Source organism: Nonomuraea sp. NPDC050451 (assembly GCF_044458585.1).
Genome location: NZ_JBITHZ010000003.1, coordinates 225400 through 249685 on the forward strand (window position 1 = coordinate 225400; position 24286 = coordinate 249685).

The following is a 24286-nucleotide window of genomic DNA, read 5'->3' on the forward strand; positions in this document are numbered from 1 at the left end:
GCCGCTGAGGCGCCGGATCCGCCGAGCCCCGCCGGCCGCTGAGGCGCCGGATCCGGCGACCCCGGCGCACGCCGAGTCCCCGGCGGCCGTCGAGTCAGTTCCGGCGGGCGCCCCGGTGGAGGCGCAGCAGGGCGCGCAGGGCCGCCAGGCTGGGGCGGGTGAGCCGGATCTCCCCGTGGGTGGCGGTCCAGCCTGAGCGATCCCGCTGGAACGACCACCCGGGGAACTCCCGCGTCGCCTCCTGAAGCAGTCGTTCCATGACGAACTCGGCACTCGGCGCTGTGGTCATGAACGCAGCGTGTCACCCACACCCCGCTCCGTGACGAACTCGGGCCGAAGAACTCCTCGTTCGTACGGCCCGAACTCTCAGTTCGCGATGCCGTGGCGCTCGGCCAGGTAGCGGACCTCCGGCGCCCACGACGGCCGCGCCCGCCGCGCCAGGGACCGCACCATCTCCCTCAGCAGCAGCTTGTGATCCAGCTCCTCCGGGCATTCGCGTTCGATCCGCAGGAGATGGAGCAGGCTGGCGGCGTCGTCGCCCACGTCCTCGCAGGCGCGGGCGACCTGGCTGAGGTGGGTGGCACGCCGCTCGATGGACGGGGTGCGCCGCAGGTCGATGTCGTCGGCGATCTGCAGCACCGCCTCCGGGCGGCCCATGTCGTTCTCGATGCTGGCCATGTGGATGGCGACGTTGGTCGGCCCGAAGAAGGCCAGGTCGTAGACGTCGGCCCCGTCCTCGACGCGCTGCGCGAGCTGCGCCGCGGGCCCCCGTACGATCTCCCTGGCCTCGTCGTCGTCGCCCCCGCGCGCCGCGCCGATCGCGGTCAGCAGGTGCAGCGCGCCGAGCGCCTTGACGTGGCGGTCGTCGCCGTCCGCGACGTGGGGCTCCAGCATCTCGATGCCGCGCCGGCCGACGTCGTACGCGATCTGGTGCATGTCGTCCGACAGCATCGACTGCCCCAGACTCCAGTACGCCCACGCCCGGATCAGCGGATCTCCCGACTCCTCCGCGAACCGCATGGCCCGGTCCGCGGCCAGATGCGCGAGGTCCACCCGCCGCAGGTGCTTGAGCACGCCCCTGGCCAGCATGTACGCGTCGGACGCGACGCGGTGGGCCTGCGGCGTGTCCGCGAGCGCGAGGTTCTCGGCGTCGGAGATCAGGGACGGCAGGGACGCCATCAGGATCGAGTAGCGGTGCGCCGAGGTGAACCAGGCGTTGCGGGCCGAAGCCACCCGTTCGGAGAGCTGGTCGGCGTCGGGCGGCTCGATGTCGGGCTCCAGCGAGCGCCACGTGAACAACGCCCGCTCGATGTCACTGATCTGCGGCCGGCTGGGCTCGTGCGAGTCGCGCGGGGTCTCCCCTAAGAGCACGGCGGTGCGTACGCCCAGCACTTTGGCGATCTCCCGCAGCAGGGGGAGCGAGGGGGTTCGCTTGCCGTGCTCGATCAGCTCGATGTGCCTCGGGGTGCAGCCGGACTGGGTCGCCAGCGCGGTGGTGCTCATGCCCCTTCGTTCGCGCTGGAGCCTGATCATCTGCCCGGTGGCTATTTCGGACATGGACGTGAGGCCTCCTGGGTGGGTCCCGACATCCCACAGGCTAGGGCTCCAGGAGATCGCCTGTCCTGGATTCAGCCCTGCTCAGAGGAGCCGCCGGGGCGCGAGTGATGCTCCAGGAGACGGGCCAGCAGACCTGACAACTGCTCGCGTTCCGGTTGGCTCAAAGGGGCGAACAGCTCGTCCTGAAGGCTCGCGATGAGCGTGTGCAGCCGTCGTACCTGCTGGAGCCCCTCGGGAGTGAGGGTGATGACGTTGCGGCGGCGGTCGGCGGGGTCGGGGGCGCGCTCGACGAAGCCGCGCTCCGCGAGCTCGTTGATGACGGCGACCATGTCGCTGCGGTAGATGCCGGTGCGCCTGCTCAGCTCGGCCTGGCTCACCGGGCCCGACTCGCGCAGCGCGACGAGCGCCGCGTAGTGCCACTTGCGGGCGTCGACGGCGGCCAGGCCCTCGTTGACCAGCCGGTCGGCCTGCATCGCGACCAGCGACAGCGTCCGGCTGGGCAGGGCCCGCAGCGGTGCGGGGGTGGCCCTGAGGTCGTCCGTCATGCTCCCATCCTATCTCCTTGCGTTAGTGACACTAACGATGTAAGTTCGTTAGTGTCATAAACGTTAGTCGCACTTACGAAGTGAAATGAGAACCGTCATGCCGACGATCGACGTGCTCGACTCGACCATGTACTTCGAGGACTCCGGCGGCTCCGGCCTGCCCTTCGTGTTCCTGCACGGGAACCCCGCCTCGTCCCATCTGTGGCGGAAGGTGCTGCCTGGGCTGGACGGCCGGCTGCTCGCCCCCGACCTCATCGGCATGGGGCGCTCGGGGAAGCCGGACATCCCGTACCGGTTCGGCGACCACGCCCGCTACCTCGACGCGTGGTTCGACGCGCTCGGGCTGGACGAGGTGGTGCTCGTGGGGCACGACTGGGGTGGCGCGCTCGCGTTCGACTGGGCCGCCCGCCATCCGGAGCGGGTCCGGGGGGTGGCGTTCATGGAGACCATCGTCCGCACGATGAGCTGGGGCGACCTGGGAGAGGCCCCGCGTGCCCGCGCCGAGACCCTGCGGAGCGCCCAGGGGGAGGCGCTGGCGCTCGACCAGAACTTCCTCGTGGAGACGGCGTTCTCGGGCGGGGTGCTGACGACTCTGAGCGAGGAGGAGAAGGAGCCGTACCGGGCGCCGTACCCCACCAGGGAGAGCAGGCGGCCGCTGCTGGAGTGGGCGCGGTCCCTGCCGCTGGACGGCGAGCCCGCGGACGTGGCCGAGCGGGTCGAGGGTTACGGGAAGTGGCTCGCGGCCAGCTCTGACGTGCCCAAGCTGCTGCTGACCTTCGACTCCTCACCGACGCTGCTGATCGGGGAGGAGGTGGCCGCCTGGTGCGCCGCGAACATGGCCGCCCTGGAGGCCGAGCACTGCGGCCCGGCCGGCCACCACGCCCCCGAGGACCGCCCCGAGGCCATCGCCGCCGCGATCGCCGGCTGGGCGGCCCGCCACGGGCTGCGGGAGAGCGCCTCGTAGCCGGGGGTCAGCGGTAGCGGCGGCGGCCGACGCGGGAGAGGACCTCGCGGAGCGCGTCGGCCGCCTCGCGCACGACCTCGTCCGGGATCCCGCCCGCCAGCTCCTCGTACGCCCGCCCCGAGGCCACCAGCGCGGCCGTCGCCACGCGCTGTCCCTCTTCCGTGAGCTGGACCCAGCGGCTGCGCGCGTCGCCCGCGTCGGCCTCGCGCTCGACGTATCCCGCCGCCGTCAGCCGCTGTAGCACGTTGCTGATCCCGCCCGACGTGAGGAACAGCGACTTCGACAGCTCGCTCGGTTTCATCCGGTACGCCGGCGCCCGGCTCAGCGCGGCCAGCACGTCGAACTCGGCGTACGTCAGCCCCAGCTCGGCCAGCTCGGCCTTGACCACCTGGTCGAACATCAGATGGAGCCGCGCCATCCGCTTGCTGAGCTCCAGGGTGGCGATGAGCGACGGCGACAGGCCCGCTTCCTTCCAGCGGGGGACCATCGCGTCGACCTCATCAGGTTTCACGCCATCGAGGATACCTGTCACAATATTGCTTTCTAAAAAGCTTCTCGTTAAGCTTTCGACCATGACATCTACGATCTTGATCAGGAACGGCGTCGTCGTGGACACCGAGCCCGAGCCCGTAGTGCTGGGCGAGGTGGACGTGCGGATCGAGGACGGCCTCATCGCCGAAGTGGGCCCCGGCCTGCCGGACGTCCCGGGCGCGGAGGTGATCGACGCGACCGGGCGGATCGTGCTTCCCGGATTCGTCGACACCCACCGCCACACCTGGCAGGCGGGCATCAGGGCCGTCGCGCCCGACATCACGTTCGACACCTACCTGCGGCGGGTCCTCGGCGAGCTCGCCCCCCGCCACCGCCCCCAGGACATCTACGCGGGCAACCTCGCGGGCGCGCTGGAGTGCCTGGACGCGGGCATCACCACGCTGCTCGACTGGTCGCACGTCCAGTTCAGCCCGGACCACACCGACGCGGCCGTACGGGCGCTGGGCGAGTCGGGCATCAGGGCCGTGTTCGGCTACTGCTACGGCGGCGACTCCGGCGAGCTGACCAAGGAGACCCGGCGGGTCCACGATTCACTCTTCCGCACGTCCGGGCTGGTCACGATGGTGGTCGCGGCGCTCGGCCCGGAGATCGTGGGGGAGGAGCGCTCGCTGGAGGAGTGGCGGGTGGCGGCCGAGCTCGGCCTTCCCGTCACCGCGCACCTGGGCGGTCACGGCCCGGAGAGCGCCGAGCGCGGGCTCGCCTTCCTGGAGGCGAACGGCCTCCTGTCCACCCCCACGACGTTCGTGCACGCGCTGCACTACACCGACGAGGCGCTTCAGCGCATCGCCGCCGGCGGCGGCACCGCCTCGCTCGCTCCCGTGGACGAGATGAACCTGGGCCTCGGCTACCCCGCCACCGGCCGGCTGAGGGCGGCGGGGGTCCCGACGGGTCTCGGCGCGGACACCGTCGTCTGCGCGCCGGGAGACATGTTCAGCCTGATGCGTACGGTCCACCTGCTCGAACGCGGTCGCCCCGACGGCGCCGGGACAGGTTTCACCACCCGCGACGCGCTGCGCATGGCCACCTTCGAGGGCGCCCAGGTGCTGGGCCTCGCGGACGTCATCGGCTCGCTGCGGCCGGGCAAGCAGGCCGACCTGGTGCTGCTGCGTACGGACACGCTCGGCATGGCGGCGGCGCACGACCCGATCGGCGCCGTCGTGCTCAACGCCGACACCAGCGCCGTGGACACGGTGCTCGTCGGGGGCCGGGTGGTCAAGCGCGACGGGCGGTTGCTCCACCACGATCTGGCGGCGGTCCTCTCCACACTGATCGAATCGGCGGATATGGTGGCGAACCCCTGATCGTCGCCTTGGCGCCGGGGTAGTGGGTCCCCAGGAGGCGCGTGATGGCGAGCGTGATGAAGCGGATCGAGGCGATCAAGCCCTGGGGCCGCCGCAAGGTGAACCGCTGGCGGGAACGGCGGCCGGCGTTAGACCATGTGATCAGGGCGGTGCGGCGTTACCAGCACCAGTCCGGCGACACGCTGGCGGGCGCCGTCACCTACTACGCGTTCCTGTCGTTCTTCCCGCTCGTGGCGCTCTCGTACGCGGTGCTCGGGTTCGTGGTGGCGACCAGCGAGACCACCAGGGACGCGCTGGAGCAGGCGATCGTCGAGCGGCTGCCCGGCATCGCCACCCAGCTCAACCTCGACGCCATCGCCACGGCCAGGCAGACCGCCGGGATCATCGGTCTGCTCGGTCTGCTCTACGCCGGGCTCGGCGCGCTCGACGCGCTGCGCGGGGCCCTGCGCGAGATGTCGATGACCACCGCGCCGCCGCTCAACTTCCTCGTCGGCAAGCTGCGCGACCTGGCCTCGATCGTCCTGATCGGGACCACGATGATCGCGTCCGTGCTGGTCGCCGGGTTCGCCACCACGGCCACGGACAAGGTCATGGAGTTCGTCTTCGGGAGCGAGGCGGCACTGGCGACCTGGGGGCTGCGGTTCGCGGGCGTGGCGGCGAGCGTGGGGGCCGACTGGCTGCTGTTCCTGATCCTGCTCGGGTGGGTGGACCGGCCGACCCGGCCGTTCCGGCTGATCGCCAGGGGGGCGCTGCTGGGCGCGATCGGGTTCGGGGTGCTCAAGCAGGCGGCGACGCTGCTGCTCGGGCAGACGCTGAGCAACCCGATCTACGGGACGTTCGCCGTCATCGTCGGGCTGCTCGTCTGGATCAACTTCTCGGCCAGGCTCGTGCTCTACGTGGCCGCCTGGACGGCCACCGCCGGCCGCTGCCCGCCGCCTTCTCCGACCCCGATCCCGTCCTCGAACCCGGACTCCTGGGCCCTCCGCGAGGGCACGTCAGGTGCGTGAGCGGCCGCGCCGGCGGCGGATGCCGAACCCGAGCCAGATCAACCCGAACAGCAGCCCCCCGCCGATCACCACGGACCCGATCGTCTTCGTGGAGTCGGTCTGCTTGGAGGCGGCCGTGTCCAGCAGCGGCGGCTGGGCCGCGGGCGTGACCTTGGAGGCCGGAGCAGCCGAGGAGCGCGGGGCGGCCTGCACCTCGGGGAGCGGGTCGACGAGCCGGCCGACCGGCTGGGCCTTGCCCCTGACCGAGAAGCCCCAGTCGAGCAGCTTGGCCACTTCCTCCCAGAAGTAGCCCTCGTGCCGCATGATGCTCACGACGATCGTGTGCCCGCCGCGGGTGGCCGCGCCGACGAAGCTGCCCTGGGCCTTCGAGGTCCAGCCGTTCTTGACGCCGATCATGCCCTTGTAGCGCCAGAGCAGCTTGTTGTGGTTGCTGATCTCGTAGTAGCCCTTGGGCGCGGGGAACTTAGAAGTCTTCGTACTGATATATCCCCGGAAAGCGGGATTGGCGAGGCCGGCGCGGGCGATCAGCGCCAGGTCGTACGCCGAGCTGCTCTGCCCCGGCTTGTCCAGCCCGCTGGGCGTCTTGGCCACGGTGTCGTACGCCTGCAGCCGCTTGGCCATGGCGTTCATGTCGCTCATGGTCTTGGCGACGCCGCCGTTGGTCTCGGCCAGGGCCATGGCCGCGTCGTTCCCCGACGACATCATCAGCGCCCTGAACAGGTCGTCGATCTTGTACGTCGCCTTGACCGACAGGCCGACCGCCGTGCCCTCCTGGTTGCAGGCGTTCGCGCTGGGCCGGATCTTGCGGTCCTTGTCGAGCTTGGGAATGAGCGTGAGCGCGGTCAGCGTCTTGAGCGTGCTGGCCGGCAGGTAGCGCCCGTGAGCGTCCTTGGCCGCGAGCACCTCACCCGTTTCCACGTCCGCGATGACGTACGACGTAGCCTGAGTCTTGGGCGGTTCCTTGACGCCCTCGGGCGTCACCAGGCCGCGGCTGCCCAGCGCCTCACCCCCGACCGGTGTCGTCGGAGCGGCATATGCGGTCCCGCCGGTGAGCGAGACCGAGGCGATGAGTGCCGTGACCGGCACGAGTTTCGTCCACATGGCGATCTCAGCGTAGCTTCGAGTGAATGCCCATGTGGCGACACATCCCCCGTTGATCCACCTTCGATACTAGAGAGGCGCTGATGTCACGAAAGATCGCCGGATTCCTCATCATCCTGGGCGCATTCATGATCTTCGAGTGGGTGAACCTCGGGTTTAACTTGGCCGACGGGCATCCGACCAGCTTCTACGTGGTGCACGGAATCCTGATCGCGGTGAACATCATCCTCGCCATCGTGCTGGGGATCATCGGCTGGCGGGGATTGCGCGGGAGCCGCGGGAAGGGGGTCACGGGCCGCACAGGAGACGCCGGGTGAGGGCGTGCAGCTCGTCCGCCTCCTCCCGGGAGTCGCCGATCGAGGTGAAGCCCAGCTTCCCGTGCTCGGGGACGGCCCCGAGCAGGTGGAAGACGTTCCCGGTACGCCGTTCCGCGTCGAACCCGATCCCGAGCCGATCGGCCATGCGCACGACCTCGCCGGGACTGCGCCCGCGCAGGCAGGTCGAGGAGCAATTGTCGGTCGCGGTGTAGAACTTCGGCTGATTTCCGGACATGAGGAGGCCGGTGGCCGGATCGTACGTGGCCCCGGTCGTCAGCACGGCGGCGCCGAACGGATGCGTGGTGCCGCCGATCCGCAGATTGATCTCGCACAGCAGCGCCGCGTACCCGGCGTCGGCCTTCAGCGCGAAGAAGTCCATGCCGAATATCCCCACCACGCCCCGATCGGCCAGGACGCCGGCGATCCGCTCGGCGGACGAGCCCACCTCGGCCCGGTACTCCGGCGCCGCGGGGAACGTGCAGCCCTGGTAGACGTGGCCGTTGGGCCCGCCGAGCACCTGGTCGTGCGTGGCCAGCACCCGCGCGGTGCCGCCCGGCGTGACGCAGGCCAGGGCGCTCGGGTAGTACAGCGGCCGGTGCTCGATGAACTCCTCGACCACCGCCCCCCTGTCCCGGATCTTCGCGGTGAAGCTGGCCCAGGTCTCCCCGGAGGCCGAGAAGCTGGTCAGCGACCTGTCGGCCTTGGTGACGATCGCGTTGCCGAGCCCGGAGTAGCTGTCGTTCAGCTTGACGATCACCCGCTCGCCCGGCAGGGCCTCGATCGCCTCCTCGATCTCCAGCACGTGCCGGACGTCGCCGAAGCCCCGCGCCATCGGCACGCCCGCCTCGTGGCCGACCTCGCGCGCCCCGCTCTTGGAGCCGTAATAGGCCAGGGCGGTGGCCGGTCCGTAGAGGGGGACGTTGAGTAACGAGGCGAGCTCCTCCTCGAGCTCGCTCAGGACGAACGGCACCAGCCAGGCGTCGCCCTCGACGGCCGCGCGCACCTGCTCCAGCGCGTCCGGACGGGCGAGCAGGGCCTTGGTCAGCGGCTGAGACCAAGGGTCGTCGAGGCTGATCAGCGTGAGCCGTTTGGCCGCGTCATCCGGATCCGGCAGGAAGGCGAAGTAGTAGTCGATGATGTCGGGATCGATGGGGGCGGAGGAGAGGTAGACCACCTTGACCCCGGGTTCGCGGAGCGTGAGCAGCAGGAACAGCAGCCGCTCCTCGTAGGACCTGGCCCCCGTGATCCGGCGGAGCTCATCCTGTGGAAGGGAGAGCGAGGGCACGACCACCAGGGTCCCCTCGCTCGGCTCGAAGATGCTCAACCCAGCACTCTTCTCCCCGAACGGGATATTAGTGATCATATTGCGAGTGAAACACGCATTCTTCTCAAATGCAGCCAGCGCCGAAGTGTGATGACCATGACAGAAGGTGACAGGATTCGGAATCGCTGACCACGTTTGAACTGACAGCATTGGGTCATGATCTACTGATCCGTTGTGACCATTTCCGGATCACCTGAACGTTCACAGGCCGTGACCACCTGGGGTTACGGACATGCTCACGGGAACTTTTGGAGTATCTGTCACCGCGAACTTGCGCCGGGGCGATAAAGTCGAAGCATCGCCATCGGGCTCACGGCCGACCGCTGTGCTCCCGGGCTGCAGCGGCGCTCGCGACAGACGAACGCAAAGCCCATGCTGACGATCTCGCGCACCCCGACCAGTGGGTGTGTTTTTTGATCCGCCGAGTGTGCCGCTCGACCGGGAGGCCACGGCGGGATGACGAGCTTTCACAGCGGATGAGCCGCGGTGGTCAGACATATTGGTGCGCGCGGCATGGACGGGACGGTGACATATGCGGGGACGTGAGCTTCGGGGGGAACTCGACGCGTTCCTGGCGGAGACCGAGCAGGATCTCGTGGCGTTCCGCCGCGACCTGCACATGCACCCTGAGTTGGCTTTCGCGGAATATCGCACGACGCAGCGGATCGCCGAGCGGCTCACCGCCGCCGGGTTGACCCCCTCGGTGCTCCCGCGCGGCACCGGGCTGATCTGCGAGGTGGGCAGCGGCGACGGACCGACCGTCGCCCTGCGCGCCGACATCGACGCGCTGCCCCTGCAGGACGAGAAGGACGTGCCCTACCGCTCCACCGTGGCCGGTGTCTGCCACGCGTGCGGCCACGACGTGCACACCGCGGTCCTGCTCGGCACCTCGCTCTTCCTCGCCCAGCAGGCCGCCGCCGGCCTGCTGCCCGGCCGGGTGCGCCTGATCTTCCAGCCCGCCGAGGAGCTGCCCGGCGGCGCGCTCGAGGTCATGGCCCAGGGCGGCATCAGCGGCGTCGACCGCATCTTCGGCCTCCACTGCGACCCGCGCGTCGACGTCGGCCAGGTCGGGCTCAAGGCCGGCCCGATCACCTCGGCCTGCGACAAGCTGGTCGTCAGGGTGTCGGGCCCCGGCGGGCACACCGCCCGCCCCCACCTGACCGCCGACCTGGTCTTCGCGCTGGCCAAGATCCTCACCGAGCTGCCCGCCGCCCTGTCGCGCCGGGTCGACCCGCGCTCCTCGCTGAGCCTGGTCTGGGGCAAGGTCGAGGCCGGCACGGCGGCCAACGCGATCCCCGACGACGGCCTGGCCGCCGGGACGGTCCGCTGCCTCGACGAGGGTGCCTGGCACGCCGCGCCCGACCTGATCAAGTCGCTGCTGGAGTCGGTGGCCGGCGCCTACGGCGTGGAGGCCGAGATGGACTACACGCGCGGCGTGCCGCCGGTCGTCAACGACGAGGTCAGCGTCGAGATGCTGGCCGAGGCCGCCGAGCGCGTGCTGGGCGCGGGCGCGGTGGTCCCGACCCAGCAGTCGCTCGGCGGCGAGGACTTCGCGTGGTACCTCGAGTCGATCCCCGGCGCGTTCGCCCGCCTGGGCACGCGCTCGCCCGACGGCGTGACGTACGACATCCACCAGGGCACCTTCGACGTCGACGAGAAGGCGATCGCGATGGGCGTGCGCATCATGGCCGCCACGGCGCTGACCGCGCTGTGGGAGGTCGGCCCGCTCGACACGGTCACCACCACCGCGATGGCCTAGTCCCTACAGCAGCTTGCCGAGCACCACGGGCAGTCGCAGCGACGACTGTCCGGGCGAGACCGTGATCTTCGTGCCCGGCGGGTAGCGCAGGGTGTAGTCGAAGTCGGTCGAGATGATCACGAGGCCCAGCCGGTGGCCCTTCTTGAACAGGTAGTCCGTCGGCTGGAAGTCCCACGTGAACGTGTACTCCTTGCCCGGGCGCAGGGCCTCGGTCCGGTCCGGGCGGTGCCGGTTGCGGACGTCCAGCCAGCCCCTGGTGACGATCTTGTACGGGGTCGTCGAGGTGCCGAGCGTCCTGAGCGTCGTGCAGCCCGTGTCACCCGGGACGCCCTCGCCGTAGCAGTAGGACTGGCCGGTCGAGACCAGCGAGCCGTTCGCGCGGACATCCGTGCCGTAGTCCACCAGCAGCGCCGTCAGGTACGGCGACGCGCCGTCCTTGAACGAGGCCCGTACCGACACCGTCGGGGTGCCGGAGATCCGCACGTCGGCGGGCAGGTCGCCGGTCAGGTACGCCAGCCGGTTCGGATCGGACCCCGTGGCCTCCACCAGCTGCTCGGCCGTCCTGGCCTTCTGGTCCACGAACGACTCCCTGGCCGCGTGCGGGCTGGGCAGCAGGCCCAGCTTCGAGCCCGAGCCCAGCCGGAGCGGCACCGTGGCCGCGCCGGGCAGCGGCCATGAGGCGTGCTGGGCCCACCGGCCGGGCGCGATCTCCACGTCGGCCTGCGGCTCGCGCATGATGCCCGAGTCGATCCCGTACAGCCAGTAGTCGAACCAGCCGTGCAGCTGGCGCAGCCACTCGACCGTGCGCAGGCTGAAGGGGTTCATGTGGGTGCCCTGGTGCAGCCAGATCTTGCGCGGCACGTGCCGCTTGGCCAGGGCGTACCACCACTGGGCGAACTGCTTGGTCTTGACGTTCCAGTCGTTGAGCCCGTGCACGAGGAAGACGCTGGCCTTGACCTTGCCGACGTCGTTCAGGTAGTTGCGGGCGTCCCACATCGCGCTGTAGTCGCCGGTGATCCGGTCCTGGGCCGTGGTGATCCCGTCGATCAGCGCGCCGCAGGCCGCCTGGCCGTCCTGCCTGGTCAGCACGTACTTGGCCAGCACGTCCAGGTCCTCGCCCTGGAAGCCGCCGGGCGCCAGGACGCCGCCGTTGGCGCGGTAGTAGTCGTACCAGCTGGAGATCGAGGCGATCGGCACGATCGTCTTCAGGCCCTCGACGCCGGTCGTGGCGACCGCGTTGGGCAGCGTGCCGTTGTACGAGACGCCGATCATGCCGACCTTGCCCGTCGACCAGGTGGCCTCGACCGGGTTGCCGCCGGCGTCGAAGCCCTTGGCGCGGCCGTTCAGCCAGTCGATCGCGGCCTTCGGGCCGGCCGTCTCGTTGCGGTCGCCGGAGGTGGGGCAGCCGGTGGCGCGGCCGCTGCCGAGGTTCTCCACCAGCGCGATGGCGTACCCGCGGGGCAGGAAGTAGTTGTCGTAGTAGCCGTCGAAGGGCTCGGTGGCCAGCTTGTTCCTGGCCGCGGCGAGGGCGGGCAGCGGGTTGCCGTTCGCGTCCACGTCCACGGGGTGGTTGGCGACGTCGTTGCCGCCGGCGTAGTACGGGCTGGCCTCCATGATGACCGGGACCTTCAGGCCCTGGTCGGTCTCCTTTGGGCGCAGGATGTCGACGGCGACCCGGTCGGGCTTGCCGTCGTTGTCGCTGTCGGTGCCCTCGACCTCGACGAACACTGTCTGCTTGACGGCGTCCGCGCGGGAGAAGACGGGCTGGGTGGCGTTGTTCTCGATCTTGATGGCCGGGGTGCCGGCCGTGGCGGGCGTGGTTCCACTCAGGGCCACGACGAGCAGCGTGGCCAGCGGCACGGTCAATGCCTTCCAAGGATGCATACGGGGCTCCGAGATCAGGTTTCCACCGTCTGTCGGAATCTCCGTCATGATCCGCGCCGGCACAAGGGGTCAAAGTTGGGCAAATCTTTCCAAGTCTCTGGGATTGCGCCCGATTCGTCCTTCAGGTCACGGACGCGAGTGATGTCGATAACGGAGCGGTTGCGACCCTGTGTGCTGGTTTGGTTCGCCCTGGTCAAGCAACTATCTTCCGTGCAGGTGCCGTACGTGCTTCGCGCGTGCGATGAAGTATCGACAGCGGCGAAGACGACGGGGAAAGGGAAGGGAGTCGCCTTGCTCGGCAAGCGATTCAACAGGATGGCGATCGGCTCGGTAGCCGGGGTCATGCTCATGGCAGTTGCCGCCTGTGGCGGCGGTGGCGGGGGCACCACGGCCAGCGAGGCGCCGAGCAGCGCCGGCGCGAGCAGTGAGGCGGCGAAGGGCGCGCTCAAGGTGGGTCTGGCGTTCGACGTCGGCGGCCGGGGTGACAAGTCCTTCAACGACGCGGCCTACGCCGGTCTGGAGAAGGCCAAGACGGACCTCCAGGCGGACATCAAGGAGCTGAGCCCGGCGGCCGACGGCTCCAACCGCGGTGACCTGCTGCGCCAGCTCGCCGACGCGGGTTACAACCCGATCATCGGCGTCGGCTTCGCGTACGGCGACGACATCAAGAAGACGGCGGCCGAGTACCCCGACATCCAGTTCGCGGTGGTCGACTCCGCCTCCAACGGGCCCAACGTGACCGGCCTGCTGTTCGCCGAGGAGCAGGGCTCCTACCTGGCGGGCGTCGCGGCGGCCACCAAGTCCAAGTCCAACCACGTGGGCTTCGTCGGCGGCGTCGAGAACGACCTGATCAAGAAGTTCGAGGCGGGCTTCGTGGCCGGCGTGAAGTCGGTCAAGCCGGACGCCAAGATCGATATCAAGTACCTCACCCCCGACGGTGACTTCACCGGCTTCAAGGCCCCCGACAAGGGCAAGGTCGCGGCCGAGAAGATGTACCAGGACGGCGCCGACATCGTCTACCACGCCTCCGGCGACTCGGGCCTGGGCGTGTTCCAGGCGGCGGCCGCGGCCAAGAAGAAGGCCATCGGCGTCGACTCCGACCAGCGCCAGACGGTCAAGGAGACCGACCTGCAGAGCGTCATCATGACCTCGATGCTCAAGCGCGTCGACGTCGGCGTGTTCGAGTTCATCAAGGCCTTCCAGGGCGGTGCCAAGGGCGGCACCAACGTCACGTACGACCTCAAGGTCGACGGCGTGGGCCTGTCCACCACCGGCGGCGAGATCGACGACATCAAGGACAAGCTCGACGCGGCCAAGAAGGACATCGTCGACGGCAAAATCACGGTTCCGTCGAAGCCGTAATCGGGGTAGGAGTGACAGCTGAGGGCCCGGAGTCCCCACTTCGGGCCTTCTGTCTATCCCCCGCCCCCCGCTAGGAGAGGCGAAATGAGTGCTGACACCCTGGCCACGGCGAAACCCGCTGTAGAGCTGGAGGGCATCACCAAGCGTTTCCCCGGTGTCGTCGCGAACCATGACATCCGCATCACCGTCGAACCAGGGACGGTGCACGCCATCGTCGGGGAGAACGGCGCGGGCAAGTCAACGCTGATGAAGATCCTGTACGGCATGCAGAAGCCGGACGAGGGCACCATCAGGATCAACGGCGCCGAGGTCAGTTTCCGTACACCGAGCGACGCCATCGACGTCGGCATCGGCATGGTCCACCAGCACTTCATGCTGGCCGACAATCTCACCGTGCTGGAGAACGTCATCCTCGGCGCCGAGCCGAAGAAGACCGGCATGCTCGACACGGCCTCCGCGCGCAGGCGCATCACCGAGCTGGCCGAGAGCCACGGCCTGCGGGTCGACCCCGACAAGCTCGTGGAGGACCTCGGCGTCGGCGACCGCCAGCGCGTCGAGATCCTCAAGGTCCTCTACCGGGGCGCGCGCATCCTCATCCTCGACGAGCCGACGGCCGTGCTCGTGCCGCAGGAGGTCGAGGAGCTCTTCCAGAACCTGCGCGAGCTCAAGGCCGACGGCCTGACCGTCATCTTCATCTCCCACAAGCTCGACGAGGTGCTCGGCATCGCCGACGCGATCACCGTGATCCGGCGCGGCACCACGGTCGCGAGCGTGAACCCGGGTGACGTCACCGCACGCCAGCTCGCCGAGCTGATGGTCGGCAGCGAGCTGCCCACGCCCGAGACCCGCGAGTCCACGGTGACCGACGTCGTGACGCTGCGGGTCGCCCAGGTCACCATGGAGGCCGACGGCTACCACGCCTCCGCCGACCTCGCCAAGCTGCGCGAAGAAGGCAAGCGGCTGCTCCTTGACGATGTGTCGTTCGACATCCACCGGGGCGAGATTCTCGGCATCGCCGGCGTCGAGGGCAACGGCCAGTCCGAGCTGATCGAGGCGATCATGGGCATCCGGCCCGCGCACGGCAGCATCGAGCTGGGCGGCCAGGACATCAGCCAATGGTCGACGCTCAAGCGCAGAGAGTCCGGCATCGGCTACATCCCGGAGGACCGGCACCGGCAGGGCCTGCTGCTGGAGGCCTCGCTGTGGGAGAACCGCGTGCTCGGCCACCAGACCAGGCGGCCCGCGCGCAGTGGCATCTGGATCAACCGGCGGGCCTCGAAGGCCGACACCCAGCGCATCGTCAAGGACTACGACGTACGCACGCCCAGCGTCGACACGCTGGCCCTGGCCCTGTCGGGCGGCAACCAGCAGAAGCTGATCGTGGGCCGCGAGATGAGCGGCGAGCCGAGGTTCCTCATCGCCGCCCACCCCACCAGAGGGGTTGACGTCGGCGCGCAGGCCGCCATCTGGGACCACCTGCGCAACGCCAGGGCCGCCGGGCTGGCCGTGCTGCTCATCTCCGCCGACCTCGACGAGCTGATCGGCCTGTCCGACACGCTCCGGGTGATCTACCGCGGACGGCTCGTGGCCGCTCTCGACCCTTCCGACATCACGCCCGAGCGGCTGGGCGGCTACATGACCGGCGCCATCGCCGGCACTGAGGAGACGTGATGCCCGCCGGGCTCAACCGGGCGCTGCTCACCGTGGCGGGCGCCGTCGTCGCCATCGTCCTCGCGATCGCGATCTCCAGCGTGGCGATCATCGCGGCGGGTGCCAGCCCGCTCGACGCGTTCGCCGCCTTCTTCGACTTCGGCGCGACCCCGCGGGCCGTCTCCAACGGCATCGCGGCCTTCCTCAACCGGGCCGTGCCCCTGTTCATCGCCGGTCTCGCGGTGGCCGTCGGCTTCCGCATGAACCTCTTCAACATCGGCGTGGAGGGCCAGTACCGGCTCGCGGCCATCGTCGCCGCGTTCGTGGGCTCGACGTTCGAGGCGCCCGCCCCGATCCAGATCGCGGTGATCATCGTGGTCGCCGCGGCCGTCGGCGGCCTCTACGCGCTGATCCCCGCGGTCATGAAGGTGACCAGGGGCGTGAACGAGGTCATCGCCACGATCATGCTGAACTACGTCGCGATCAACCTGGCCGCCTACCTCGTACGCGGACCCTTCGCGGGCCAGCGCGCCGCGGGCCAGCTCACCACGACCACCCCGCAACTGCCCGAGTCGGCCATGTTCCCCAACCTGAACTTCCTGTTCGAAGGGTTCGGCCTGCTCCCGCCCACGCGCGGTGGCGGCCTGTGGGGCTTCCTGATCGTGGCGATCGTGCTCGGCGTGGTGATCTGGGTGGTGCTGGAGCGGACCAGGTTCGGCTTCAACGTCAAGGCCAGCGGCCTCAACGGCCCGGCCGCGCTCGCCTCCGGCGTGAACCCCAAGACGATGGTCATCGCGGCGATGGTGCTGTCCGGCGCGATCGCCGGGCTCATCGGCCTCCCGGAGATCCTCGGCGACAAGGGCGCGTTCAACTCCAACTTCACCCCCGGCCTGGGCTTCCTAGGCATCGCGGTGGCGCTGCTCGGCAGGAACAAGCCCGTCGGCATCGCGGTCGCCGCGCTGCTGTTCGCCTTCCTCGACCGGGCGCAGGGCCCGCTGCAGATCGCGAACGTCCCGCCGTCCGTCATCACGATCATCCAGGGCGTCACCGTCCTGCTGGTCGTCGTGGCCAACGAGGTGACGAACCGGCTCGCGCTCAGACTCGAGGAGCGCCGGGCCGCCCAGCAGCTCAGCAGCAAGACCCCGGTTGAGGTGGCAGCATGACCAGGCTAAGCAAGTACCACCTGGCGCTCGTCGGAGTCGCCGCGCTCATCCTGCTGATGTCCCTGGTACGCGTCGCGTCCGGCCAGAACGACATCACCTCGTCCGGCACGTTCGCCGCCGCCCTGCTGCTCGCGGTGCCGATCGGCCTGGCCGGTCTCGGCGGCCTGTGGGCCGAGCGGGCCGGCGTGGTCAACATCGGCCTCGAAGGCATGATGGTGCTCGGCACCTGGTTCGCCGGCTGGGCCGGATACCAGTGGGGCGCCTGGGCCGCGCTGCTGGCCGGGCTGCTCGGCGGCGCGCTCGGCGGTCTCCTCCACGCCGTCGCGACCGTGACGTTCGGCGTCGACCACATCGTCAGCGGCGTCGCGATCAACCTGCTCGGCCCCGGCGTCACCCGCTTCCTGTCCGAGGTGTTCTACAAGGACGGCACCGCCGCGGCGGACGCGGGCGCGGGCTTCACCGGCTCGCCCGCGATCACCTCGCCGGCGCCGTCGGTCAGCCTGCCACTGCTCTCCGACGGGCCGGACCTCCTGGGCAAGCTGGAAGCGACTCACTGGTTCCTCCTCTCGGACCTGGCGGGCATCCTGCGCGGGCTCACGCACGACGTGAACGTGCTGGTCGTCCTGGCGGTCCTGCTGCTGCCCGCGACGTTCTTCGTGCTCTGGCACACCGCGTTCGGGCTGCGCCTGCGCTCGGCGGGCGAGAACCCGTGGGCGGCCGAGTCGCTGGGCGTGAACGTCTACCGGATCAAGTACCTCGCGGTCGTCATGTCCGGCGCGTTCGCCGGGCTCGGCGGCGTGTTCCTGGTCTTCGTCTCCAACAAGTACGTCGAGGGCCAGACGCAAGGGCGGGGCTTCATCGGCCTGGCCGCCATGATCTTCGGTAACTGGCGTCCGGGCGGGCTCGCCATCGGCTCCTCGCTGTTCGGTTACGCCAGCGGGCTCCAGCTGCGCAGCACCGGGGCCATCACGTCCTTCTTCCTGTTCGCCGCCGTGCTGCTGCTCATCTACCTGATCATGAGGGTCCGCCGGATGTTGTCGCCCGGCCGGCCCGCCGAGCTCGCGGCCACGGGCGTCAGGGAATATACGCTGATGGCGGTCGCCGCCGCGGGCATGGTCGTGCTCTTCTGGCTCTGGCTGACCGTCGACCAGCTGCCGAACGAGTTCGTCTACATGACACCACACGTGCTCACGCTGCTCGTGCTCCTGGTGGCTTCGCAGCGGCTGCGAATGCCCAAGGCCGACGGCGTGCGCTACCGCCGGGGGGAACAACATTGAGCACCATCGACTGGGACGGCCTGCGTTTCGAGGCCGCGGAGGCCATGCGGAACGCGTACGCGCCGTACTCGAAGTTCCCCGTGGGGGCGGCGGCGCTGGTCGACGACGGGCGGGTCGTCACGGGCTGCAACGTCGAGAACGCCTCCTACGGCCTGGGCCTGTGCGCCGAGTGCGGCCTGGTGTCGGCGCTGCAGGCGTCGGGCGGCGGCCGGCTGGTGGCCTTCACCTGCGTGGACGGGCACGGTGAGCTGCTGATGCCGTGCGGGCGCTGCCGTCAGCTGCTGTACGAGTTCGGCGGCGAGGACCTGCTGGTCGAGACCGTGGACGGGCCGAAGCGGATGGCGGAGATCCTGCCGTACGCGTTCGGTCCCCAGGACCTCAGCCGGAGCGCCTGAATGGACGCGATCGAGGTCATCCGCGCCAAGCGTGACGGCGGCGAGCTGACCACGGCCCAGATCGACTGGGTGATCGACTCCTACACGCGCGGCGGCGTGGCCGACGAGCAGATGTCCGCGCTGGCCATGGCCATCCTCCTGAACGGCATGGACCGCCGCGAGATCGCCGACTGGACCCAGGCCATGATCCGCTCGGGCGAGCGCATGGACTGGTCCGCGCTCGACCGGCCCACCGCCGACAAGCACTCGACCGGCGGCGTCGGCGACAAGATCACGCTGCCGCTGGCTCCCCTGGTGGCGGCGTGCGGGGCGTACGTGCCGCAGCTGTCGGGCCGCGGGCTCGGGCACACCGGCGGCACGCTCGACAAGCTCGAGTCGATCCCCGGCTGGCGGGCCTCGCTCTCCAACGACGAGATGCTGCAGGTCCTGCGCTCGGCGGGCGCGGTCGTGTGCGCGGCCGGGTCGGGGCTGGCACCTGCCGACAAGAAGCTGTACGCGCTGCGCGACGTCACCGGCACCGTCGAGTCGATCCCGCTGATCGCCTCGTCGATCATGTCCAAGAAGATCGCCGAGGGCACCGGCTCGCTCGTCCTCGACGTGAAGGTGGGCTCCGGGGCGTTCATGAAGACCCCTTCGGCGGCTCGCGAACTGGCCGAGACCATGGTCGCCCTGGGGACGGACGCCGGAGTGCGCACGGTGGCGCTGCTGACCGCGATGGACCGGCCGCTGGGCCTGGCGGTGGGGAACGCGCTGGAGGTCGCGGAGTCGGTCGAGGTGCTCGCCGGCGGCGGGCCCGCGGACGTGGTCGAGCTGACGGTACGGCTGGCGCGCGAGATGCTGGAGGCGGCCGGGGTGTCGTCCGGCAAGGACCCCGCGAAGGCCCTCGCCGACGGGTCGGCCATGGACGCGTGGCGGCGGATGATCGTGGCGCAGGGCGGCGATCCGGACGCCCTCCTTCCCCGGGCGGCGGAGACCCTGACCGTGGAGGCGCCCTCGTCCGGGGTGCTGAACCGGCTGGACGCGTACGCGGTCGGCCTGGCCGCCTGGCGCCTGGGCGCCGGACGGGCACGCAAGGAGGACCCGGTGTCGTTCGGGGCGGGGATCACCCTGCACGCCAAGCCTGGGGACCTGGTGCGGGCGGGGCAGCCGCTGATGACGCTGCACGCGGACGAGACGGCTCGGTTCGAGCGCGCGCTGGAGGCGCTGGAGGGCGGCTACGCGGTGGGCTCGGCGAGCGAGGAACACCTGCCCCTGGTCATCGACCGCATCACCGCCTCCTGACACCTCCGCCGACGGGGCCGCCTCGCACCCTCTCACCCAAAAGGACACCTGCCACGGTCGGTGGGCTCGTCCCGCCGCAACGGGCCGCGCCGCCGCCGCGGGCTGGGGTCCTTCGGGAAGGGACGCTGCGGGGGCGCGCCGCGCCACAGCGGGGCCATGCCGACGTCGGGGCCTGGGTTCTTCGGGGAAAGGGCATAGGGGTGCTGCGATAGGCGCTTACGGCGTGCCGTACCTGCCCTCCGAAAGGACGCCGGCCACGGTCAGCGGGCGAGAGCGGGGGCGTCGGCGAAGATCTCCGAGAGGACGGCGCGCTGCGTCGGGAGGGCCTCGGCGTGGCGGGCGCGGCCCTCGTCCGTGATGCACACGAACACGCCCCGCCGGTCCGCGTCGCAGACCCCGCGCGACACGAGCGCGGCCTTCTCCAGGCGGGCCACCACCCGGGACAGGGCGCTCTGGCTCAGGTGGACCTCGTCGCAGAGCTCCTGGATGCGCAGCTTCCGATCATGATGGACGATCCGGTCGAGCACCTCGAACTCGCTGGGCCCCAGCCCATGCCGATCCCCCAGCTCGCGCTCCAGGGCGCACATGGCCTTGGCGTGCTTGGCCAGGACGTAATGCCAGGTGTCGACCACGAACTCCTCGTCCATGTCGCGGAGGTTACCACTTCGCTAAAACTTATGCAACGGCATTAAATGCGTTTGCATTAGATGCATCCGCATGTATCGTTCTGTCCCATGTCCTCTTCCTCATCCCGTTGGGGCGCGCTTGCCGTGCTCTGCGCAGTGATCTTCCTTGACGCCCTTGACGTCTCGATGGTCGGTGTCGCCCTGCCTGCCATTCAGCATGATCTGGGCCTGAGTACCTCATCTCTGCAGTGGGTGGTCAGCGGCTACGTGCTCGGCTACGGCGGTCTTCTGTTGCTCGGGGGCAGGACCGCCGACCTGCTCGGGCGGCGCAGGGTGTTCCTGGTCGCTTTGGGTGTCTTCGCCGTTGCGTCGTTGCTCGGTGGCATTGTGGACGACGGCGGGCTGCTGATCGCGGCCCGGTTCGTCAAGGGTGTGGCCGCCGCGTTCACCGCCCCCGCGGCCTTGTCGATCATCACGACGACTTTTCCGGAGGGGCCCGAGCGCAACAAGGCGTTGAGCATCTTCACCGCCTGCGGCGCCAGCGGCTACTCGCTCGGCCTCGTGCTGTCCGGCCTGCTCACCGAGATCGGCTGGCGCTGGACGCTGCTGATGCCGGTCCCCGTGGCGATCCTCGCCCTGCTGGTGGCGCCGAAGGTGCTGCGCGGCCGTGACGAGCGGGCCGAAGGCGGCCACGACCTGATCGGCGCCGTGCTGATCACCGCGTCCATGCTGCTGCTGGTGTTCACGGTCGTGCAGGCGCCCGAGGCCGGCTGGACCTCGCTGCAGACCATCGGCTCGCTGGTGGCGGTGGCCGTGCTGCTCGGCCTGTTCGTCTTCGCCGAGCTGCGGATGCGGCACCCGCTGGTGCGCCTCGGCATCCTGCGCTCCGGCCACATCGTCCGCGCCAACCTGGGGCTGCTCATCCTCATGGGCTCGTACGTGGCCTTCCAGTTCGTGGCGATGCAGTACTTCCAGAACCTCCTCGGCTGGTCGGCCCTGGGCACCGCCCTGGCGTTCCTGCCCGCCGGCCTGCTGGTCGCGCTCACCTCGACCAAGATGGGCGACTTCGCCGACAGGTTCGGCACCGGCAAGCTGATCGTCATCGGCTCCGCCGCGCTGGCCGGCGGGTACGCGATGTTCCTCGGCATCGACCGCACCCCCAGCCTGGGCGGCATGGTGATCCCGGGCATGCTCCTGATGGGCATCGCGTTCGCGCTGTCGTTCCCCTCGCTGAACATCCAGGCCACCACCGGCGTGGACGACGACGAGCAGGGGCTGGCCTCCGGGCTGCTCAACACCTCCGGCCAGGTGGGCGGCGCGATCGTGCTGGCCGTGGTCACCGCCGTGCTCACCTCGGGCGGCGGTGAGACGCTCTCGATCGGCTCGCTGCGCTCGGCGATCGTGGTCTCGCTGGTGCTGGCCCTGGTCGGGCTGGCGATCTCGGCGACCGGGCTGCGCGCCCGCAAGGCCGAGGCCGTCGAGAGCGAGAGCGCCAAGGTCTACGAGACCGTCTGACCAGCGTTGTCACAGAAGGGCCCCGTCCAGGCGGGGCCCTTCTCGTCATTCCAGCGCGCCGAGCGGGAAGTCGTAGCCGACCTCCTCCTCGTCCCCGTAGTCCGCGCTCTTTCCCGACCGGACGTCGACCCTGGTCAGGTAGGCGTCCTCGTCGTCCTCGTCCGGCTGGCGTACGAGGACCTCGTCGGCGCTGAGCCAGCGCTCGACCGCGATCACCCCGTAGTCGTCGAGCGCCGCGCGGGAGCGGGAGACGCGGCCGGTGCGGGCGTTCATGGTGACGAGCCGCTCGTCCGCCGACACCAGGGCCAGCGTGCGGCCGTCCGGGGAGAGCGCGGCGCCGTACCCGAGGAGGCCGGGGTCGACGCGGTAGCCGCGTGTGCGGCCCTTCGCGCCCTGGACCGTGAGGGTGGCGACCGACGCGTGGCCCGGTACGTCGTTCACGTCCACCTCGTCGCTGACCACCCGCGTGCCGTCGTTCCCCACGGCCAGAATCTTGATCTTGGTGCCGCTGACGTGCCGGGTCACGCCGGTGTCGAAGTCGAGCACCGCGCCGTCGGCGGCGCCGAAGTCAAGGGCGAAGTACCGGCCGTCGGGCGAGGACGTGAGGTGCGGGAGCGTCTCCTCGTGCTCGATGTCGATCTTCTTGACGACGCCCGTCGGCAGGTCGTGCACGACGTACGAGCCGTCGAGGTGCCGGTAGGCCAGGCGATGGCCGTCCTGGCTGATGGCGAGGGGCAGGGAGAGGAGCGTCTCCTCGTCGTAGCCGGCCCGCGCGGTGTGCAGCCGCCATTCCTTGCCCGTCAGGGTCGTCAGCCGCCACTGGCCGCAGGGTTGCGGGTTACCGGGGTCGGAGGAGACGCCCTCGCAGTAGTCCGTGTACGCGTACCGGATGGGGTCGCTCAGCTTGTCCGGCATCGCCATGGGGACCTCGTCCGATGGCGTGAGGGCGGTGCTGCTGTCACCGGCCGCCCTCTCCAGGTTGCCCGCCAGGGTGCTCGCCGCGATCACGACCAGGGCCGCGAACGCGCCGACGGCCCCCGCCGACGCGGCCGCCCACAGGGTGACGCGGAGCCTGCGCCGCCTGCCGATGCGGGCCAGGACGGGCTCGGAGAGGTCGGCGTGCGGCATGCCGGCCGCGATCTGGACCAGGGCGGCACGCAGGCCGGGCTCGTCGATGTCCGATCCCTGGGCCGGAGCCGCCTCGGCTTCGTCATCCGGCTCGGGGGCGGCCCACGGCGTCTCCTGCGCGTCATCACCCGGCTCCGGGGTTGTTTCGTCGCGGGTGAAGAGCTCGGGATGCGCGTCCCGGAGGCGGGCGAGGGCCTGGTGCGCCTCCTCGTCCAGGGCGGCGGTCCACAGGCCCGTCACCATGGCCACCTGCTCCGGCGGCAGCGCGTCGTGATAGCGCGCCACGAGCACGGCTCGTGACGTGGGCGTCAGCGTGGCCAGCGCGTGCTCTTCGGGTGAGGGCGGCGGCGTGGCGGCCAGGAAGTGCGCGTACAGCTCCCGCAGGACCGCCACGGCCGGCTGGCCCGAGCGGATGGTGGACCAGCGGAGGCACGCCGTGACCAGCGCCTCGACCGCCAGCTCGCGGGCCCGGTCCGCGTCACCCGTCAGCAGGTACGCGGTCCGCGCGAACGACGGCGAGTAGTTGGCCAGAAAGATCGATAAATCGCCAGACTTTTTCACGTATATAACTCCTCGTGGGGTGATCAGGGTACTCGGCAGGGCGGGAAGCCCGGCCGCATGCCCGACCGCAGGCCGGGCATCTTGGAGATATGCGCCCGTCTGGCTCCCGCGTTCTCGCTCCGCTCGCCTGCCTGGCCCTGCTCACCGCCTGCGGCCAGGTCACCCAGACCGCCCTGCCGGAGCAGCCGTCCGCCACCCGGACGGACCGGCCGGCGCCCGACACGCCGACGAGCACGGCCGAGGTGGACGTCCAGCGCGACGGGATCGAGCCCGCCATCGTCACGGCCGTCCGGTTCGCCGGCCATGACACGTACGACCGCCTCGTCATCGACCTCAAGGGCAAGGTCCCCGGCTACAGCGTCCAGTGGGTGGACGAATTCGTCGAGGACGGCTCGGGCAAGCCGATGGATGTGAGCGGCGGCGCGTACCTGCAGGTCACGCTCTTCCCGGCGAACGCCCACGACGCGAACGGCAAGCCCACCTGGAACGGCGGCCCCGTCTTCGCCACCGGCCTGCTCAACCTCACCGACGTCGTCAGGACCGGCGACTTCGAGGGCCGCGTCGGCATCGGCCTGGTGCTGGCCAGGAAGGCCGCGTTCCAGGTCAAGGAGCAGGGCGGTCCCAGCCGCCTGATCATCGACGTGGCACACTGACGTCGTGGTGAGAAAGATCGAGGGCCCGGCCCGCATACCCGTACCCGGCGGCAAGCTCATCGACGAGCACATCGGCCGCGTCAGCAGCGGCGACGACGGGATCTCCATAGCGCACATGACCGCCCCGCCCGGCTGGGAGGAGCCGCCTCAGCGGCCGCAGTTCACCGAGTACACGGTGGTGCTGCGCGGCCTGGTGATGGTGGAGCACGCCGAGGGAACGACGGAGGTCGCGGCCGGGCAGTCGGTGGTGACGTCGCCGGGGGAGAAGGTCCGTTACAGCGCAGGTCCCGAGGGCGCCGAGTACATCGCGGTGTGCCTGCCGGCCTTCTCCGCGGAGAGCGCAGGGCGCGACTGAACCGAACGC

23 protein-coding genes are annotated in these 24286 nt (G+C 70.1%); 14 read left to right on the forward strand and 9 right to left on the reverse strand.

What is annotated here, in order from left to right; all coding sequences use genetic code 11:
• Nucleotides 1-94 precede the first annotated feature (94 nt).
• The 3 genes from ACIBI9_RS12300 to ACIBI9_RS12310 all read right to left on the reverse strand — a co-directional run bounded on the left by ACIBI9_RS12300 (nucleotide 95) and on the right by ACIBI9_RS12310 (nucleotide 2102).
• The gene (locus ACIBI9_RS12300) at nucleotides 95-289 is read right to left on the reverse strand and encodes a hypothetical protein (RefSeq protein ID WP_397222039.1); all 195 of its coding nucleotides are present in this window, start codon (nucleotides 287-289) and stop codon (nucleotides 95-97) included.
• 77 nt (nucleotides 290-366) lie between these two features.
• Nucleotides 367-1557 carry a helix-turn-helix domain-containing protein gene (locus ACIBI9_RS12305; RefSeq protein ID WP_397222040.1) on the reverse strand — a complete coding sequence of 397 codons (1191 nt, stop codon included), beginning with the start codon at nucleotides 1555-1557 and terminating at the stop codon, nucleotides 367-369.
• Between the two features lie 71 nt (nucleotides 1558-1628).
• Nucleotides 1629-2102, reverse strand: a complete 474-nt coding sequence (locus ACIBI9_RS12310; RefSeq protein ID WP_397222041.1) for a MarR family winged helix-turn-helix transcriptional regulator — start codon at nucleotides 2100-2102, stop codon at nucleotides 1629-1631.
• 85 nt (nucleotides 2103-2187) lie between these two features.
• On the opposite strand from ACIBI9_RS12310, the gene ACIBI9_RS12315 reads away from it, so the two are divergent.
• Nucleotides 2188-3066, forward strand: coding sequence for a haloalkane dehalogenase (locus ACIBI9_RS12315; RefSeq protein ID WP_397222042.1), 879 nt, complete (start codon nucleotides 2188-2190; stop codon nucleotides 3064-3066).
• A gap of 7 nt (nucleotides 3067-3073) precedes the next feature.
• On the opposite strand, the gene ACIBI9_RS12320 is transcribed toward ACIBI9_RS12315, so the two are convergent.
• The gene (locus ACIBI9_RS12320; protein ID WP_397222043.1) at nucleotides 3074-3577 is read right to left on the reverse strand and encodes a MarR family winged helix-turn-helix transcriptional regulator; all 504 of its coding nucleotides are present in this window, start codon (nucleotides 3575-3577) and stop codon (nucleotides 3074-3076) included.
• 61 nt (nucleotides 3578-3638) lie between these two features.
• Between ACIBI9_RS12320 and ACIBI9_RS12325 the strand changes: the two genes are divergently transcribed.
• The gene (locus ACIBI9_RS12325; protein WP_397222044.1) at nucleotides 3639-4919 is read left to right on the forward strand and encodes an amidohydrolase family protein; all 1281 of its coding nucleotides are present in this window, start codon (nucleotides 3639-3641) and stop codon (nucleotides 4917-4919) included.
• Between the two features lie 44 nt (nucleotides 4920-4963).
• Nucleotides 4964-5926, forward strand: coding sequence for a YihY/virulence factor BrkB family protein (locus ACIBI9_RS12330; RefSeq protein WP_397222045.1), 963 nt, complete (start codon nucleotides 4964-4966; stop codon nucleotides 5924-5926).
• Here ACIBI9_RS12330 and ACIBI9_RS12335 read toward each other — a convergent pair.
• Nucleotides 5915-7027 (reverse strand): D-alanyl-D-alanine carboxypeptidase family protein, encoded by a 1113-nt coding sequence (locus ACIBI9_RS12335; protein ID WP_397222046.1) that lies wholly within the window; start codon nucleotides 7025-7027, stop codon nucleotides 5915-5917. The genes ACIBI9_RS12330 and ACIBI9_RS12335 overlap by 12 nt on opposite strands.
• Before the next feature lie 83 nt (nucleotides 7028-7110).
• On the opposite strand from ACIBI9_RS12335, the gene ACIBI9_RS12340 reads away from it, so the two are divergent.
• Nucleotides 7111-7344, forward strand: coding sequence for an SCO4848 family membrane protein (locus tag ACIBI9_RS12340; RefSeq protein ID WP_397222047.1), 234 nt, complete (start codon nucleotides 7111-7113; stop codon nucleotides 7342-7344).
• Here ACIBI9_RS12340 and ACIBI9_RS12345 read toward each other — a convergent pair.
• A complete protein-coding gene (locus ACIBI9_RS12345) occupies nucleotides 7316-8707 on the reverse strand; it encodes a peptide ligase PGM1-related protein (RefSeq protein ID WP_397222048.1) in 1392 nt (463 codons plus the stop codon). The two genes, ACIBI9_RS12340 and ACIBI9_RS12345, sit on opposite strands and share 29 nt — an antisense overlap.
• A 493-nt stretch (nucleotides 8708-9200) precedes the next feature.
• Here ACIBI9_RS12345 and ACIBI9_RS12350 point away from each other — a divergent pair, with 493 nt between their 5' ends.
• Nucleotides 9201-10427: a M20 family metallopeptidase gene (locus ACIBI9_RS12350; protein ID WP_397222049.1), complete on the forward strand. Its 1227-nt coding sequence runs from the start codon at nucleotides 9201-9203 to the stop codon at nucleotides 10425-10427.
• 3 nt (nucleotides 10428-10430) lie between these two features.
• On the opposite strand, the gene ACIBI9_RS12355 is transcribed toward ACIBI9_RS12350, so the two are convergent.
• The gene (locus ACIBI9_RS12355; protein ID WP_397222050.1) at nucleotides 10431-12311 is read right to left on the reverse strand and encodes a Xaa-Pro dipeptidyl-peptidase; all 1881 of its coding nucleotides are present in this window, start codon (nucleotides 12309-12311) and stop codon (nucleotides 10431-10433) included.
• 291 nt (nucleotides 12312-12602) lie between these two features.
• Between ACIBI9_RS12355 and ACIBI9_RS12360 the strand changes: the two genes are divergently transcribed.
• The 6 genes from ACIBI9_RS12360 (at nucleotide 12603) to ACIBI9_RS12385 (ending at nucleotide 19439) form a co-directional block, all read left to right on the forward strand.
• A complete protein-coding gene (locus ACIBI9_RS12360; RefSeq protein ID WP_397222051.1) occupies nucleotides 12603-13673 on the forward strand; it encodes a BMP family protein in 1071 nt (356 codons plus the stop codon).
• Nucleotides 13674-13757: 84 nt separating this feature from the next.
• Nucleotides 13758-15344, forward strand: a complete 1587-nt coding sequence (locus ACIBI9_RS12365) for an ABC transporter ATP-binding protein (RefSeq protein ID WP_397222052.1) — start codon at nucleotides 13758-13760, stop codon at nucleotides 15342-15344.
• On the forward strand, nucleotides 15344-16486 hold the full coding sequence (locus tag ACIBI9_RS12370) for an ABC transporter permease (RefSeq protein ID WP_397222053.1): 1143 nt from the start codon (nucleotides 15344-15346) through the stop codon (nucleotides 16484-16486). Before ACIBI9_RS12365 ends, ACIBI9_RS12370 begins: the two co-directional genes overlap by 1 nt.
• Nucleotides 16483-17763 carry an ABC transporter permease gene (locus tag ACIBI9_RS12375; RefSeq protein WP_397222054.1) on the forward strand — a complete coding sequence of 427 codons (1281 nt, stop codon included), beginning with the start codon at nucleotides 16483-16485 and terminating at the stop codon, nucleotides 17761-17763. Before ACIBI9_RS12370 ends, ACIBI9_RS12375 begins: the two co-directional genes overlap by 4 nt.
• Entirely contained in the window at nucleotides 17760-18158 is a 399-nt protein-coding gene (locus ACIBI9_RS12380) for a cytidine deaminase (protein ID WP_397222055.1), read from the forward strand. The genes ACIBI9_RS12375 and ACIBI9_RS12380 overlap by 4 nt, the downstream gene beginning before the upstream one ends.
• Nucleotides 18159-19439, forward strand: coding sequence for a thymidine phosphorylase (locus ACIBI9_RS12385; protein WP_397222056.1), 1281 nt, complete (start codon nucleotides 18159-18161; stop codon nucleotides 19437-19439).
• A 260-nt stretch (nucleotides 19440-19699) separates the two neighbouring features.
• Here the strand turns inward: ACIBI9_RS12385 and ACIBI9_RS12390 are convergent, their stop codons facing one another.
• Nucleotides 19700-20086, reverse strand: coding sequence for a MarR family winged helix-turn-helix transcriptional regulator (locus tag ACIBI9_RS12390; RefSeq protein WP_394493117.1), 387 nt, complete (start codon nucleotides 20084-20086; stop codon nucleotides 19700-19702).
• Nucleotides 20087-20221: 135 nt separating this feature from the next.
• On the opposite strand from ACIBI9_RS12390, the gene ACIBI9_RS12395 reads away from it, so the two are divergent.
• Nucleotides 20222-21580: an MFS transporter gene (locus ACIBI9_RS12395; protein ID WP_397222058.1), complete on the forward strand. Its 1359-nt coding sequence runs from the start codon at nucleotides 20222-20224 to the stop codon at nucleotides 21578-21580.
• A 45-nt stretch (nucleotides 21581-21625) separates the two neighbouring features.
• Here ACIBI9_RS12395 and ACIBI9_RS12400 read toward each other — a convergent pair whose 3' ends face one another.
• On the reverse strand, nucleotides 21626-23269 hold the full coding sequence (locus tag ACIBI9_RS12400) for a hypothetical protein (protein WP_397222059.1): 1644 nt from the start codon (nucleotides 23267-23269) through the stop codon (nucleotides 21626-21628).
• A gap of 89 nt (nucleotides 23270-23358) precedes the next feature.
• On the opposite strand from ACIBI9_RS12400, the gene ACIBI9_RS12405 reads away from it, so the two are divergent.
• Both ACIBI9_RS12405 and ACIBI9_RS12410 read left to right on the forward strand, forming a co-directional pair.
• A complete protein-coding gene (locus ACIBI9_RS12405) occupies nucleotides 23359-23922 on the forward strand; it encodes a hypothetical protein (RefSeq protein WP_397222060.1) in 564 nt (187 codons plus the stop codon).
• Between the two features lie 4 nt (nucleotides 23923-23926).
• Nucleotides 23927-24277: a cupin domain-containing protein gene (locus ACIBI9_RS12410; RefSeq protein WP_394493113.1), complete on the forward strand. Its 351-nt coding sequence runs from the start codon at nucleotides 23927-23929 to the stop codon at nucleotides 24275-24277.
• Nucleotides 24278-24286: the final 9 nt, after the last annotated feature.

Excerpts from the sequence above, each read along its gene's own strand:
- ACIBI9_RS12390 (WP_394493117.1), bottom strand. The coding sequence starts at position 20,086 with ATGGACGAGGAGTTCGTGGTCGACACCTGGCATTACGTCCTGGCCAAG.
- ACIBI9_RS12370 (WP_397222053.1), top strand. The coding sequence starts at position 15,344 with ATGCCCGCCGGGCTCAACCGGGCGCTGCTCACCGTGGCGGGCGCCGTC.
- ACIBI9_RS12335 (WP_397222046.1), bottom strand. The coding sequence starts at position 7,027 with ATGTGGACGAAACTCGTGCCGGTCACGGCACTCATCGCCTCGGTCTCG.
- ACIBI9_RS12330 (WP_397222045.1), top strand. The coding sequence starts at position 4,964 with ATGGCGAGCGTGATGAAGCGGATCGAGGCGATCAAGCCCTGGGGCCGC.
- ACIBI9_RS12355 (WP_397222050.1), bottom strand. The coding sequence starts at position 12,311 with ATGCATCCTTGGAAGGCATTGACCGTGCCGCTGGCCACGCTGCTCGTC.
- ACIBI9_RS12325 (WP_397222044.1), top strand. The coding sequence starts at position 3,639 with ATGACATCTACGATCTTGATCAGGAACGGCGTCGTCGTGGACACCGAG.
- ACIBI9_RS12375 (WP_397222054.1), top strand. The coding sequence starts at position 16,483 with ATGACCAGGCTAAGCAAGTACCACCTGGCGCTCGTCGGAGTCGCCGCG.
- ACIBI9_RS12365 (WP_397222052.1), top strand. The coding sequence starts at position 13,758 with ATGAGTGCTGACACCCTGGCCACGGCGAAACCCGCTGTAGAGCTGGAG.
- ACIBI9_RS12405 (WP_397222060.1), top strand. The coding sequence starts at position 23,359 with ATGCGCCCGTCTGGCTCCCGCGTTCTCGCTCCGCTCGCCTGCCTGGCC.
- ACIBI9_RS12350 (WP_397222049.1), top strand. The coding sequence starts at position 9,201 with ATGCGGGGACGTGAGCTTCGGGGGGAACTCGACGCGTTCCTGGCGGAG.
- ACIBI9_RS12305 (WP_397222040.1), bottom strand. The coding sequence starts at position 1,557 with ATGTCCGAAATAGCCACCGGGCAGATGATCAGGCTCCAGCGCGAACGA.
- ACIBI9_RS12345 (WP_397222048.1), bottom strand. The coding sequence starts at position 8,707 with ATGATCACTAATATCCCGTTCGGGGAGAAGAGTGCTGGGTTGAGCATC.
- ACIBI9_RS12310 (WP_397222041.1), bottom strand. The coding sequence starts at position 2,102 with ATGACGGACGACCTCAGGGCCACCCCCGCACCGCTGCGGGCCCTGCCC.
- ACIBI9_RS12315 (WP_397222042.1), top strand. The coding sequence starts at position 2,188 with ATGAGAACCGTCATGCCGACGATCGACGTGCTCGACTCGACCATGTAC.
- ACIBI9_RS12385 (WP_397222056.1), top strand. The coding sequence starts at position 18,159 with ATGGACGCGATCGAGGTCATCCGCGCCAAGCGTGACGGCGGCGAGCTG.
- ACIBI9_RS12340 (WP_397222047.1), top strand. The coding sequence starts at position 7,111 with ATGTCACGAAAGATCGCCGGATTCCTCATCATCCTGGGCGCATTCATG.
- ACIBI9_RS12300 (WP_397222039.1), bottom strand. The coding sequence starts at position 289 with ATGACCACAGCGCCGAGTGCCGAGTTCGTCATGGAACGACTGCTTCAG.